General features: G+C 60.6%; 10 protein-coding genes. 8 read left to right on the top strand and 2 right to left on the bottom strand.

Annotated elements, in window-relative coordinates; genetic code table 11:
* Nucleotides 1–4 precede the first annotated feature (4 nt).
* On the bottom strand, nt 5–1,636 hold the full coding sequence (locus tag THECO_RS00115) for a response regulator (RefSeq protein WP_041853719.1): 1,632 nt from the start codon (nt 1,634–1,636) through the stop codon (nt 5–7).
* Nucleotides 1,608–3,461 (bottom strand): sensor histidine kinase, encoded by a 1,854-nt coding sequence (locus tag THECO_RS00110; RefSeq protein WP_015253048.1) that lies wholly within the window; start codon nt 3,459–3,461, stop codon nt 1,608–1,610. Before THECO_RS00110 ends, THECO_RS00115 begins: the two co-directional genes overlap by 29 nt.
* A gap of 142 nt (nt 3,462–3,603) precedes the next feature.
* Here THECO_RS00110 and THECO_RS00105 point away from each other — a divergent pair, with 142 nt between their 5' ends.
* The 8 genes from THECO_RS00105 (at nt 3,604) to THECO_RS00070 (ending at nt 14,753) form a co-directional block, all read left to right on the top strand.
* Nucleotides 3,604–4,488: a carbohydrate ABC transporter permease gene (locus THECO_RS00105; RefSeq protein WP_015253047.1), complete on the top strand. Its 885-nt coding sequence runs from the start codon at nt 3,604–3,606 to the stop codon at nt 4,486–4,488.
* Entirely contained in the window at nt 4,488–5,318 is an 831-nt protein-coding gene (locus THECO_RS00100; RefSeq protein ID WP_015253046.1) for a carbohydrate ABC transporter permease, read from the top strand. Before THECO_RS00105 ends, THECO_RS00100 begins: the two co-directional genes overlap by 1 nt.
* 286 nt (nt 5,319–5,604) lie before the next feature.
* Nucleotides 5,605–8,148 carry a LamG-like jellyroll fold domain-containing protein gene (locus tag THECO_RS00095; protein ID WP_015253045.1) on the top strand — a complete coding sequence of 848 codons (2,544 nt, stop codon included), beginning with the start codon at nt 5,605–5,607 and terminating at the stop codon, nt 8,146–8,148.
* Between the two features lie 217 nt (nt 8,149–8,365).
* Nucleotides 8,366–10,234, top strand: coding sequence for an assimilatory sulfite reductase (NADPH) flavoprotein subunit (locus tag THECO_RS00090; RefSeq protein ID WP_015253044.1), 1,869 nt, complete (start codon nt 8,366–8,368; stop codon nt 10,232–10,234).
* 43 nt (nt 10,235–10,277) lie between these two features.
* Nucleotides 10,278–11,999, top strand: a complete 1,722-nt coding sequence (gene cysI / locus THECO_RS00085) for an assimilatory sulfite reductase (NADPH) hemoprotein subunit (RefSeq protein ID WP_015253043.1) — start codon at nt 10,278–10,280, stop codon at nt 11,997–11,999.
* Nucleotides 12,000–12,378: 379 nt separating this feature from the next.
* Nucleotides 12,379–12,645, top strand: a complete 267-nt coding sequence (locus tag THECO_RS00080) for a hypothetical protein (RefSeq protein ID WP_041853718.1) — start codon at nt 12,379–12,381, stop codon at nt 12,643–12,645.
* Between the two features lie 27 nt (nt 12,646–12,672).
* Nucleotides 12,673–13,092 carry a MarR family winged helix-turn-helix transcriptional regulator gene (locus THECO_RS00075; protein ID WP_015253042.1) on the top strand — a complete coding sequence of 140 codons (420 nt, stop codon included), beginning with the start codon at nt 12,673–12,675 and terminating at the stop codon, nt 13,090–13,092.
* 47 nt (nt 13,093–13,139) lie between these two features.
* Entirely contained in the window at nt 13,140–14,753 is a 1,614-nt protein-coding gene (locus tag THECO_RS00070; protein WP_015253041.1) for an MDR family MFS transporter, read from the top strand.
* Nucleotides 14,754–14,756: the final 3 nt, after the last annotated feature.

The raw sequence follows: 14,756 nt of genomic DNA, 5'->3' as shown, positions 1-14,756 counted from the left end.
GATTTCAGGGTAAAAAAGTGGCGTTCTGTTCCTTGCTGCGGTACTCTGTGGGGGACAGCCCGAAATGATTTTTGAACGCCTTGCTGAAATAATTTTTGTCCTTGAAGCCGACCAGATCGGAGACGTCCTGAATTTTCAGCTCGGGGTCCCTGAGCAGTTCCGCCGCCTTTTCCATGCGCACTTTTTGCACATATTCGTAGATGCCCATGCCGTATGCCTGCTTGAACTGTTTCATCAAGTATTCGCGGCTCAGGTAGTATTTTTCCGTAAACGTATGAATGCGGATCGATTCGTTGTAATGTTGATCGATGTACGCCTTGATGTCGCTTACGTGGAAGCGGGCGGCCGATTTGACCGTTCTCCGCACATAATCGGCGAAGTCCGCCAGCAGATCCTGCATCGCGCTTTCAAATTGCTTGAGCGACGTAAGGTCGTACGGCATGTCCGGATCATGGCCGGCAGAGCGCATGTCGGGCTGCCAACCGTTCGGCACGCCGAGGTCGAGGGCCAGCTCATGCAGCAGCGTCGCGAAATCGTCCAGCAGCCGGTCGGCGGCGGCCAGGCTCAGGCGGCCGGCCTTGCGGATCTCCGCGACATAATCGCTGACGACGGCGGCGGCATAGGCCGCATTTCCTTCTTCCAGGCCGTGCCGGATGAGCGGCATCCTTCCGATGAGCGGCGGCGGCGACCCTTGTTCGGCGGAAGCTGCCCATATCGGCCGATGGGCCGTCTCCGCCAGGTTGGCGGACCATGCCAAATCCCGGGCGGCGAGGTAGGAATCGCGTATTTGGGTATGGGATTGGACCGGGCGGCCGACCCCGCCGGAGGCGACGAGATGGAGCCATTTCTCCAGCCGGTCGAGCCCCTCCTTCAGCAATCCTTCGATATCGGGACGAAGGCCGTGAGGGCGGGCAGGGTCCAACGTCAGCACGAGAATGAACTCCCGTGCCGATTTCGGATTGGCGAAGCTGAAGCAGTTCACCCCGTCCAGCTCCAACTCGTTCAGCAGGTTGGCGACGGCAAATCGGAACAGTTCCGTATCCCCTTTGAATTTTTCCCGCCGCACCTGCGTCATGTTCAGCAGGCAGAAGACGGCCACCTGATACTCCGCGGGTTTGTCGGCACCGATAACGGACAGGTGGGTCGGCGTGACGCCGCCCGCGTCTTCCACCAGGCGAAGGAAAACCGTCTCCTTCAGTTTCGGCAGCGAAAGGTTGAGGGCTATGCCCTGATCAATCCGCTCGCCGGCTTCCCGTTTCCGCCGCCCGATCAGCGCCGCGGCTTTCGCCAGCGCCTCGTTCAGATCGTGCCGGTTGATCGGTTTCAGCAAATAATCGATGGCCCCCGAAAGGATGGCCGTGCGTGCGTATTCGAAATCGTCGTAACCGCTGATGACGATGCATACGCATTCGGGATGTTCCGCGGACACCCGGCGCAGAAACTCGACGCCGTCCATTTCCGGCATCTTCATGTCCACCAGCAGCAGGTCCGGCCGCCGGGCGGCCACAAGCCGAAGCCCCTCCCGGCCGTTCTCCGCTTCGTCGATCTCCGCAATGCCGTATTTCTCCCAATTGCCCAGAAGTTTGATCGCTTCCCGGGACGGTTGTTCATCCTCGATGATCAGCGCCCGAATCATTGCCATCATTTCCTCCCCGAGGGATCAAAATGCGGACTTCCGTCCCCAATTCATCGGAATCAATCATGAGCCGCGCCGCATCGCCGTAAAGCAGCTTCAGGCGGGCGGCCAGGTTGGAGAGACCGATGGAAGCATTCCCCTGCTGCTCCCGGTCGTCCCAATCGCGCGCCAGCCGCTCCCGCAGCAGCTCCAGTTGTTCTCCGTCCATGCCCGGACCGCTGTCGTGCACGGCGATGACCGTGCCCAGCTTGTCCGGCCAGGCTCGGATCCGGATCAAGACCGGGACGGACGTCTTCTCCACGCCGTGTTTGACGGCATTCTCCACCAGCGTCTGGACGGACAGTTTTGGAATCTCCACGTCGGGCAACCGGTCGTCCAGCTCGAAGCGGACTTGCAGCCTGCCGCCGAATCGGGCCTTCTGGATGGCCAGATAGCGTTCAATGTGTTGGATTTCTTCTCTGAGCAGCACCCGGTCTCGCCGGCTGATGCTGTAGCGCAGCGTCCCGGCCAGGGCGTCCACCATGTCGGCCACTTCCGGCACGCCTTTCTTCAGCGCGTTGGTGGAGATCGTCTGCAGCGCATTGTACATGAAATGCGGATTGAGCTCCGCCTCCAGCGCCTTGAGCACGGCGTTCTTCTCCGCGAGCTGCATGCGGTACCGCTCATTGATCAGCTCTTCAATCTGCCGGACCATCCGGTTGAACTGGCGGGACAGCAGGGCAATTTCATCCTGTCCCCGGACCTCGACCATCACGTTGAAATTGCCGCGGCTGAACGCTTCCATCTTGCGGGTGAGCGCCTTGAGCGGGCGGGTGATCGCGTTGGACATCAGCGAGACGGCCAGAAGCGCGAACAGCACAAAGACCGACCCGAGCAATATGCTGACGTTGCGCGTCTTCTGCGCTGAAGCGTAGATCAGCCGGTACGGCGTCCATTTGACGAGTGTCCAACCGGTAGTCTGATCCATATCACCGATCACCATGTAGCGCTCGCCGCCCAGCACCCGGTCCAGGACGCCGTCTTCGTCCGCCCGGATGTCGGCCAGCCATTCCGTCAGAGGCGCCTGTTCGAAGAAAGCCGGGTCGCTCCAATAGAAAGGCCGTCCTTCGGCATCCGCCAAGAGCAGTTGTTCCCCTTGAGCGAGGGCGACATCGCGTAAAATCTCATCGCGGCCTCCGGGGGAAAACAAAATCGTGAGCACCGCCATCGGTTCCCGCTCGAGCAGTGTCCGAATGACCCGGTGATAGGCGATGTAGCTGTCCTTCGTCCGGGCGTATCCGACGGACTCATCCAGCAGCAGCGTCTGAATCAGGCGGTTCGTGTCCCGATCCAGAACCATCGCCATCCATTTCTGTCTCGCGATCCGCCCCTCTTCATCCGACACAATGCGCACCGTCCGTCCCGGCTCGCCTTTGCTGATGGCGTAGTATTGGTTATGGGACGGCAGGTAAAAAAACAGGCTCTCGATGTCATTTCGGGAATGAAACATGCTGCGCACGTAATTCTCCAGAAAGATCTGGGCCGTGTAATCGCAGGTCCCGCACTCGGCCGCCTGGATCAGTGCGTCGTACTGCAGCCCGGGCGTCGACATCTGGTCGATTTCCGCGAAGTAGCGGACGATGTTTTTGTTGACCAGCATCAGGTTGCTCTTGCTGCCGGCAACGAAGGATTCTACCGACTGCCGTTCAATCATTTTGTAGGAAATGAAGGTAAGCAGCAGTACGATCAGCATCGCCAGGCCGGCGAACAGCAAGATCAGTTTGCGGACAAGCCGTTCCGACGGTTTGCCGGCAAGCCGGCGGATGCGGTTCATCCAGTCGGGCATGGGAATCCCCTCCGGGAGCAGTTGCAGTACACGTTATTCCCCTTATTTGATTACAGAAATGCATTCTTTTGCGGCTTACGGCCCGCCTATAATGTGTATTATCCGTCAGTTTGCACGCAACGACAAGAAAGCAGGTGAAATCATGTTCAGCATGGGCCGCAAATCGCGCTCCGGATGGGAGTTCTCGCTGTTCGTCATCCCCGCTGTGATCGGCGTGCTGTTCGCCTTCTATATCCCGTTCGTCATGAGCATGGCGTATTCCCTTACCGAGTGGAACGGCATCAACAGCAATCCCGACTTCATCGGATTCGACAACTTCCGGGCGCTGCTTCAAGACCGGAACTTTTTGAACGCGTCCCTGTTCACGCTCAAATATTCGATTCTGTACATCATCCTCGTCAACGTGCTGGCGGTGTTGATCGCCCTCGCGCTGGACCGGCCGCTGAAGACGCGGACGGCGCTCAGGGCCGCTTTTTTTGTCCCGTACATTCTCAGTCTGGTCATTGTCGGTTTCATTTGGCGGTTCATTTTCATGCAGGGATTCGAATCGCTCTATGAACAGACCGGCTGGGGCATTTTCCAATGGAGCTGGCTGGGCGAAAATACGCTGGCGTTCATCTCCGTGCTTCTGGTGTCCATCTGGCAGTCCGTCGGGTTCTATATCGTCATTTACATCGCCGGTCTGCAATCGGTGCCCGCCGACGTCATGGAAGCGGCCGTTGTGGACGGGGCGGGGCCGGTTCGCCGCTTCTTCAGCGTAACGCTGCCGCTGCTTGCGCCGTCGGTGACCATCGCCGTGTTCATGGCGCTCACCAACTCGATCAAAATTTTCGATGTCATCCTGTCCCTTACCGCCGGCGGTCCGGGTGGGTCCACGGTCAGCGTGTCGTATGACATCTACCGGGATACGTTCCAGAACAACATGTACGGGTACGGCACCGCGAAGGCGCTCGTGCTGTTCTTCGCCGTCATGATCATCACCGTCGTTCAGCTGGCCTACTTCAAACGGAGAGAGGTGGAGAGCTGATGAAGCGCGGAAAAATCGGACTTGCGCTGCTCGAATTGTTCATGATCGTTTCCGCCCTCGTGTTCCTGTATCCGATGTTTCTCGTGCTGATCAACTCGTTCAAGACCTTCGGCGAAGTGATGCGGAACGTGGTGGCGCTGCCGGAGAAGCTGACCCTGGAAAATTACATCTATGTGTGGAAGTTCATCGATTACCCGCAGTTGTTTCTCAACAACGTCATCATCACGGTAGTCGGGGTGGCCGGTATCATTGCCCTGTCATCCCTCGCCGCTTACAAGTTGTCCCGCACCGGAAGCAGGCTGAGCAACATCTTGTATCTGGTTTGCATTCTGCCGATGCTCGTCCCGTTCCAGAGCATCATGATCACCGTGCTCAAGCTGGCGAAGGACATGGGGCTGTCTGACAGCACCTGGGGGCTCGGTGTCATTTACTGGGGATTCGGCGTGCCGCTGGCGGTGTTTATCTATCACGGATTCGTCAAGGGCATCCCGCGGGAGTTGGACGAAAGCGCCATGATCGACGGCGCCTCTTCCTTCCGGACGTTCGGCACCATCATTCTGCCGCTTCTGAAACCGGTGACCACCACCGTCATTATCATCGACGTCATGTGGATATGGAACGACTTCCTGCTGCCGCTACTCATGGTCAACAGCTCGCAATCGACGAAGACGCTGACCTTGGCGGCGTACACCTTCGTCGGACAGTACAATACCGATTGGCAGTATGCGATGACGGCCATGGTGATGGCGGTGCTGCCGTCCATCATCGTGTTCATGCTGCTGCAGAAACATATCGTGAAAGGCGTCGTGGCGGGCGCGGTCAAAGGTTGAATCGTCCGCTTGCAATCGGCAGTCTGCTTCGGGGATTAGCGGCCCGGGGCAGACTGCTTGTCTTTTTTGGGGCAAAGCCGTGCCGCAAGTCCCGAAAGCGATGGGTCTGCCGGCCCCGCGCAGGGTCGAATCGTTCTCATAAATAAGAAATGATTATCAAAAATCTTAAATAAAATCGAATATTCCGAATTATTGATGTGTGTTTGATTCACATGAGAACGATTTCATCATTTTGCGCATCATTGAAACACATCCAGATCCAACACCACATTGGAGGGATGCTTTCATGCGTCGACGTCGTCCGCTGTTCATGATGCTGGTGTGCCTTCTCTTGACAGCGCTTGCCGCGCCGGTACATGCCGCGGGAGCGAATGCCGATCGCGGCGGCAAGCCGGGGCAACCGACCCGCGATCCGCAGCCGCCGGCATTTACGGAAGTGTCGGTGCACGACCCGTCCATCGTCCGGCACGGCGGCACGTATTATGTATTCGGCTCGCACATCGAGGCGGCGAAATCGACCGACCTCATGAACTGGACGCGGTTCACGAACGGCTACACGACGCCGGGCAACACGCTGTACGGCGACCTGTCCGCGAACCTGGCCGGCTCCTTCGCCTGGGCGGGCGAGAACGACGCCGACAGTTTCGGCGGCTTCGCCGTCTGGGCGCCCGACGTCTTCTGGAACGAACATTTCGTGAACGAAGACGGTACGAAGGGGGCGTGGCTGATCTATTACAGCGCGTCGTCGACCTACATCCGCTCGGCGATCGGCTTCGCCGCATCGAAGCATATTGAAGGCCCCTACACCTACGTCGATACGATCGTCTATTCCGGCTTCACCCGCGACGAGGCGTACGACGCGAACAGCAGGGTGAACAAGAAATGGACGAACACGAACCTGTCCGCGCTCGTCGAGAGCGGCGTCCTGGACGGGCCGAATCCGGACTGGTTCAACGCGAACGGTTCGTACAACAACACCCTGTATCCGAACGCCATCGACGCGAACGTGTTGTATGACAAGGACGGCCGGCTCTGGATGACATACGGCTCGTGGTCGGGCGGCATTTTCATTCTGGAACTGGACAAGAAGACCGGACGGCCGATCTATCCGGGCGAGGACGGCACGACGCCCGACGGCCGGATGATCGACCGGTACTTCGGCACGAAGATCGCCGGCGGCTACACGAAATCGGGTGAAGGCCCGTACATCGTCTACGACCGGGAGACGGATTATTATTATCTGTACATGTCCTACGGCTGGCTCGGCTCGGACGGCGGCTACAACATCCGGGTGTTCCGTTCGAGACGGCCGGACGGGCCGTATGTGGACACGCTGGGGCAAAATGCCGTGCTGCCCGGCAACGTCGACCATACCCCCTACGGCATCAAGCTGATGGGCAACTTCCTGTTCGAGCGTCGCATCGGCGAACCCGGCGAAGGAATCGGCTACGGCTACGTTTCGCCCGGCCACAACTCCGTCTATTACGATAAGGAGACGGGCAAAAGGTTCCTCGTGTTCCATGCGCGCTTCCCCGGCAAGGGCGAAATCCATGAGGTCCGGGTTCATCAGCTCTTCCTGAACAAGAAGGGCTGGCCGGTCGCTGCGCCGTACCGTTATGCCGGCGAGAAGCTCGAGAAGGTGAACCGGCAGGATCTGATCGGAGAATACCGGTTCATCAACCACGGCAAGGCGTATTCGGAAGCCATCGAGCGGTCGGGCTACATCCGGCTGAACCCGAACAACACGATCAGCGGCGACGTCCAGGGCAGTTGGAAAAAGACGGGACACTTCGACGCGGAACTGACGATCGACGGCAAGACCTATTACGGCGTGTTCGTCAAGCAGTGGGATCCGGTTTCGGAAGCCTGGGTGATGACATTCACCGCCATCTCGGATGAAGGCGTGGCGATCTGGGGAAGCAAGCTGGAGGACCGCACCGAAGTGCAGATCGTGCAGGACATCGCGGCTGATCTTGCGCTCGGCGATACGAGCGGCGTCACCGGCAACCTGAATCTGCCGACGGAAGGAACACGCCGCGCGCGGATCGCCTGGACGACCTCCGATCCGGGCGTCGTAACGGAGACCGGCGTCGTGACGCGGCCGCCGGCGGGGGCAGAACCGGTTTCGGCCGTGCTGACCGCGACGATCACGTACGGCCCGGAGCGCGCGGTGAAGACGTTCCCGATCACGGTGCTGCCGCGCCGGCCGGCGACGCTGGCCGCGCACTACGCGTTCGAAGGCAATCTGGACGATGCTAAGGAATCGTTCGCCTCCGGCACGCCAATCGGCGACCGGATCGACAGCGTCGGCGGGACGATCGGCTATGCCGAAGGGAAGATCGGCCGCGCCGCCGTGTTCGACGGTGCATCGGGCGTCCGGCTGCCGAACGGGCTGATTCAGGGCGACGCGTACTCCGTGTCGGTCTGGCTGAAGCCCGAGCAACTCACGATGTACACGACGACGTTCTTCGGCGCGCGAAATCCCGACAACTGGGTCAGCCTCGTGCCGCGCGGCCCGGCCGGCGGGCAGACGATGGTCTGGTCCGGCAGCGCGTGGTATGACGGCGCCGCGGGCCTCACAATCCCGACCGGCGAATGGTCGCATCTCGCGTTCACGGTGGACGGCGGGGAACTCGTCGTCTACGTGAACGGCGAAGAGCGGTTCAGGGGCGCGAACTTCCCGCACGTGTTCACCGTGCCGGACGCGGTCTTTGCGCTCGGCGTGAACTGGTGGGACCCGCCGTACCAGGGGTTGATGGATGAGCTGCGCATCTATGAAGGCGCGCTGCAGCCGTACGAAGTTGCCGCCCTCGCGGGCGCGGGCGGGTGATCAGCCGCGTAAAGCGCACACAACGGCATGTTGCAAGCACAAGCCGGCGGAAGGCCAAACGGTCCTCCGCCGGCTTCTCTCATTTATATTGAAAACTAATAAATTCGATAAGATCCTTTTCATTGAATCCTGTTCTACCCTGTGCTACTCTAAATAAATAATGCATACCTCTTTACTTGGAATAGAAACCGGAAAGCAACACAGCGAGGTGGAAACGTTGGTTCTTCACGAGACGAACAGCCCGTTCCGTCAGGATCAGGCGGAGCTGCTGAACAAGCTGCTGCCGACGCTGACGGACGGACAGCGCATCTGGTTGAGCGGCTATCTGGCCGCCTCCGTCGGCGCCGTCGCGGCGGTGTCCGCGCCTGCCGCGCCGCAGGCGGCGGCAGCGCTGGCCGAAGCGCAGCCCGCCGCGCCCGCGGCGCCCGCGCTGCCGAAGGAAGCGACCGTGCTCTACGGTTCGCAGACCGGCAACAGCAAGAAGCTGGCGAACCGGCTGGCCGAACGCCTGAAAGGCCAGGGATACGAGGTAACGGTCAGCGCGATGAACGATTTCAAGCCGAACACGCTGAAGAAAGTGGTCCGGCTGTTCATTGTCGTCAGCACGCACGGTGAAGGCGACCCGCCGGACAACGCGCTCGGCTTCTACGAGTTCCTGCACAGCAAGCGGGCGCCGCAGCTCGACGGCATGCCGTTCGCCGTGCTGGCGCTCGGCGACACGTCTTACGAGAAGTTCTGCCAGACCGGCAAGGACTTCGACAAGCGGCTCGAGGAGCTCGGCGGCAGACGGATCGCGCCGCGGGTTGACTGCGATGTCGACTTCGAAGATGCGGCGAACGGGTGGATGGACAGCGTGCTCGCCGCACTGGCCGGCGAGGAGGCCGCAGCGTCGGCCGGACCGGCTCCGGCGGGAGCGGGTCCGGCCGCGGCAGCCGTCTCCGCGGCGGCGCCGGCAGCGATCGAATATTCCCGCTCGAATCCGTTCCGCGCCGCGGTGCTCGAGAACCTGAACCTGAACGGCCGCGGCTCCGCGCGCGAGACGCGCCACCTCGAGCTTTCGCTCGAAGGTTCGGGGCTGACCTATGAGCCGGGCGACGCCCTCGGCATCTATCCGGAGAATCATCCGCAGCTCGTCGAAGAGCTGATCGAGGCGGCGGGCTGGCGGTCGGACGAGCTTGTGCCGGCCGGCAAGGATGGCGAGCTGCCGCTCCGCGAGGCGCTCTCCCGCCATTACGAGATTACGCAGCTGACGAAACCGCTGCTTCAGCAGGCGGCGGAGCTGACCGGCAGCTCGAAGCTGAAGGAGCTGACGGCGCCGGGACAGGAGCAGGCGCTGCGCGAATATATCGCGGGACGCGATCTCGTCGACCTGATCCGCGGCTTCGATCTGAAGGGCGTGCCGGCGAAGACGTTCGTGCCGCTTCTCCGCAAGATTCCGCCGCGGCTCTACTCGATCGCGAGCAGCCCGAAGGCTTACCCGGACGAAGTGCATCTGACGATCCGCAAAGTCGTCTACGAAGCGCACGGCCGCACGCGGTACGGCGTCTGCTCGACGTACGTTGCCGAGCGGGCCGAACCGGGCACGGAAATTCCGGTCTTCATCCAGCAGAACGAGAACTTCCGGCTGCCGTCCGACCCCGATACGCCGATCATCATGATCGGGCCGGGCACGGGTGTCGCGCCGTTCCGGGCCTTCCTCGGCGAACGGGAGGAGACCGGCGCATCCGGCAAGACGTGGCTGTTCTACGGCGACCAGCATTTCCTGACCGACTTCCTCTACCAGGTCGAGTGGCAGCGCTGGCTGAAGGAAGGCGTGCTGACGCGCATGGACGTCGCGTTCTCCCGCGATCAGGAGCAGAAGATCTACGTGCAGCACCGGATGCTCGAGCAGGCGAAGGAACTGTACGCTTGGCTCGAGGAAGGCGCGGTCGTCTACGTCTGCGGCGACGAGTCGCGGATGGCGCATGACGTCCACGCGGCGCTGGAGACGATCATCCGCAGGGAAGGCGGTCTGAGCGAGGAAGCAGCCGCCGAGTATCTGAAGCGGATGCAGCAGGAACGGCGCTATCAGCGCGACGTTTACTAAGAGCCTGCTTGAAATGAAACTAGCGAAAGCGAGGCAACGTGACATGTTCGGTAACAACCTGCTGAATCCGAACAGCAAGCCCCACAGCGACGTCGAGGATATCAAGAAGCGGAGCAACTATCTGCGGGGCACGCTGGCAGAGACGCTCGAAGACCGGATTACCGGTTCGATTCCCGAAGATGACAACCGGCTGCTCAAGTTCCACGGCAGCTACATGCAGGACGACCGCGACCTCCGGAACGAGCGGGCGAAGCAGAAGCTGGAGCCGGCCTACCAGTTCATGGTGCGGGTGCGGGCGGCCGGCGGTATCGTGACGCCGCAGCAGTGGCTGGTGATGGATGAGCTCGCGCGGAAATACGGCAACGGCACGATCCGGCTGACGACGCGGCAGTCGTTCCAGCTCCACGGCGTCATCAAGTGGAACATGAAGAAGCTGATCAAAGAAGTGAACGACGCGCTGCTCTCAACGCTTGCCGCCTGCGGCGACGTGAACCGGAACGTCATGTGCAACCCGAATCCGTATCAGTCGGAAGTGCACGCGGAAGTCTACGAGTGGGCGAAGAAAATCAGCAGCCACCTCGACCCGCGCACGCGGGCGTACCACGAAATCTGGCTCGGCGAGGAGAAGGTGTACGACAGCCGGGACGACGCTGAGGAGGAACCGATCTACGGCCCGGTCTACCTGCCGCGCAAATTCAAGATCGGCATCGCCATTCCGCCGTCCAATGACGTTGACGTATTCTCGCAGGATCTCGGGTTCATCGCGATCCACGAGGAAGGCAAGCTGCTCGGCTTCAACGTCGTGGTCGGCGGCGGCATGGGCATGACCCACGGCGACCCGGCCACCTATCCGCAGGTCGGCAAAGTGATCGGGTTCACCGTGCCGGAGCGGGTCGTCGACGTGGCGGAAAAAATCGTCACCATCCAGCGCGACTACGGCGACCGGGCGGAGCGGAAGCACGCGCGCTTCAAATACACAATCGACGACCGCGGGCTCGACTGGCTGATCGGCGAGCTGCACAAGCGCCTCGGCTGGGAGCTGGAACCGGCGCGGCCGTACCATTTCGAGCACAACGGCGACCGCTACGGCTGGGTGAAGGGTGTGGGCGGCAGATGGCATTTCACGCTGTTCATCCAGAACGGCCGGATCAAGGATGATGACGACTACAAGCTGATGACCGCGCTGCGGGAGATCGCGAAGATCCATACGGGCGATTTCCGGCTGACGCCGAACCAGAACCTGATCATCGGCAGCGTCACGAGCCAGAAGAAGAAGAAAATCGAGGAGATCATCGCGGCGTACGGCATTACGGACGGGAAGAACTACTCCGCGCTGCGCCGGAACTCGATGGCCTGCGTCGCGCTGCCGACGTGCGGCCTCGCGATGGCGGAGTCGGAGCGCTATCTGCCGACGCTGCTGGACAAGATCGAGCCGATACTGGAAGAAGCCGGCCTGAAGGATGAAGACATCGTCATCCGCATGACCGGCTGCCCGAACGGCTGCGCCCGTCCGGCGCTGGCCGAGCTGGCATTCATCGGCAAGGCGGTCGGCAAGTACAACATGTACCTGGGCGGCGGCTTCGCCGGCCAGCGGCTCAACAAGCTGTACCGTGAAAATATCGGCGAGGAAGAAATCCTGCGCGAGCTGCGCCTGATTCTGTTCCATTACGCGAAGGAGCGGCGGGAAGGCGAGCGTTTCGGCGACTTCTGCATCCGCGCGGGCTACGTGAAAGAAGTGAAAGACGGACGCGATTTTCATAGTTGATATGGCAAAACGGTCAATCCGGGGATGTTGATTCCGGGTTGGCCGTTTTCTTTTGCCGAACTGTCCCGTCATCGAATAAGCGAAGAATTTTCTTCTGTGCGCCTGGCCAAGCCAGGCATCGCTAGCTGGTGCAAGTCCAGCCGGGGAAAAGGCCAAGCTGCCTCGTAGCTAGCAGGCAATTCATGGCGAAATCCAGAAGCCCTGCGAAAAGCATGCAAGAAGCATGTGAAGCAACTCCGCAGGCCACTACACCAAAGCAAAAGCTCGACAACTTCAAAGATCCCTGTACCTTGCAGCCAAGGAAAAGCCAACGAGGCGGTTTCACGCGCTGTATGACAAGATCTATCGCGAGGACATCATGACCCACGCGTGAAATCAGGTGAAGGCCAACAAAGGGAGCGCCGGAATCGACCGGATCACCATCCAGTACATCAGGGAAGAAGTCGGGGAGAAGCGTTTCATCAAGGAAACGTGCGGGCAATTGAAGAACGGCACGTATCGCCCGTCGCCGGTGAGAAGAGTGGAGATCCCGTGCGGATACCTCGGCAACCGAGGCGTGCACGTTGCAGGTCCTTATTTTGGGACTAAAGCGCGGGTTGACATCGCGGATGGGCCGATCTATATTGTTAAAGTGTATAAATTTTAAATAGATGAACTAAAACGGGGTGTCACCATGGAGTCAGATGTCCGCAGGATCGCCGCGTCGCTGGTGAGACTGCAGAAGCAGCTCAATACAGCCCTGGCGCAGCATCCGGAGATGCCGGTTACGCTGCCGCAGCTCATGCTGCTGAACATGACGTTGCATCACGGGTCGATCAGGCTGACGGCGCTGGCCGAGAAAATCGAGGTGAAACCGAGCGCCGTGACCGTGATGGTCGACCGGCTCGAGAAGCGCGGGCTCGCGCAGCGGGTTCAGGATCCCGACGATCGCCGCGCCGTGCGGGTCGAGCTGACGGAGGAGGGCCGGGAAGTGCTGCGCAAGGCGAGCGACCTGCGGAGCGAGCTGCTCAGCCGCTTTGCGGATCGTCTGAATGAGGGAGAAGTTCGGCAGCTTGCGGATCTGCTCGAACGGCTGGCAGCAGCGGATACGTGATCCGATCCCGGACGCCGGCGGCACCTTGGGAGTGAGGAGAGAACAACATGGAAGAACTGTCACACAAGCGCAAGATGGCCATCATGGCCGCCATTCTGGCGGCGATGTTCTTTGCCGCCATCAACCAGACGATCGTCAGTACGGCGATGCCGCGCATCATTGCCATACTGCAAGGGATGGAACATTATACCTGGGTTATTACGATTTTCATGCTGACCTCGACCATTGCGACGATCCTGGTCGGGAAACTGTCCGACATCTACGGGCGCAAGCCGTTTCTGCTCGGCGGCATCCTGATCTTTCTGGTCGGGGCATTCTTGTGCGGGCTGTCGCAAAATATTTTTCAACTGATCGCCTACCGCGGCATTCAGGGCATCGGCGCCGGCATCATCATGTCGACGGCCTTCACCGCCGTCGGGGATCTGTTCGCGCCGCGCGAGCGCGGCAAATGGAGCGGCATCATGATGTCCGCTTTCGGTTTCTCCAGCGTGATCGGCCCGACGCTGGGCGGATGGCTCGTCGACCACATGGACTGGCACTGGCTGTTCTGGATTTTCCTGCCGCTCGGAATTGTCGCGTTCGTCCTGATTCTGGCGCTGTTCCCGAAGACGGCGCGGCGCGAGTCCGAGACGATCGACTATCTCGGATCGCTGTTCCTCAGCCTGACGATCATCGCCATCCTGCTCGGGTTCTCCTGGGCCGGAACGCGCTATGACTGGGGTTCGCGGGAAATCATCGGACTGTTCGCGGCGGCGATTGTCTTCGGGATTATTTTCCTGCTGGTGGAAAGAAAGGCGAAAAGCCCCGTGCTGCCGCTTTCGCTGTTCCGCAACGACATCGTCACGCTCTCGAACATCATCGGCTTCCTGATGAACGCCGGCATGATGGGGGCGCTCATCTACATTTCGTTCTTCGTGCAAGGCGTCGAAGGCATCGCGCCGACATACGCCGGCTATGTGACGATGCCGATGTCGATTACGATGGTGGTCATGAGCACCGTCATCGGCCGGATGATCACGAAATCCGGCAAGTACAAGCGATACGCCCTGCTCGGTATGCCGATCATGGTGGCGGGCATGCTGATCATGGCGTTTATGGACAGCGTCTGGCTTGCCGTGGCCGCGATGATCACGTTCGGCATCGGACTCGGCGTCGGCATGCCCGTCTTCTCCCTGACGGTGCAGAACGCGGTCAGCCCGGCCGATCTCGGCGTCGCGACCGCTTCCTCGCAGCTCTTCCGCAACCTCGGCGGCACGATCGGGATCGCCGTGCTCGGGACGGTCATGTCGACGAGCCTCAGCTCGAACCTGAAGGAGAAAATGGCGCAGAGCGGAGCCGCAGCGGCGCAGCTTGACGAGGAGACAAGGTCGCATTTGTCCGCGCTGATGGATCCGAACATGCTTCTGGATCAGCCGAAGCTGAAGGAAGTCATCGCGTCGTTCCCGGCGAATGTGCAGCCGATCGCCGAACAGGTTGTTAATGCGCTGAAGGATGCGCTGTCTTCGTCGCTGACGGTCGTCTTCCTGTGGGGCACGGCGATCGTCGCCGTGGCCGGCGTGCTGACGGTTTTCCTGCGGGAAATTCCGCTTCGCACGTCGAACAGGCTGCCGCAGGAAGGCGCGGACAAGGAGCGTTCCGCGGAGCTTCACCCGGCCCGTTGACGG

This window comes from Thermobacillus composti KWC4 (assembly GCF_000227705.2).
GTDB classification, from domain to species: Bacteria; Bacillota; Bacilli; order Paenibacillales; family Paenibacillaceae; genus Thermobacillus; species Thermobacillus xylanilyticus.
Note: the sequence above shows the minus strand (reverse complement) of the source record. Positions and strands in the feature narration are given on the sequence as shown.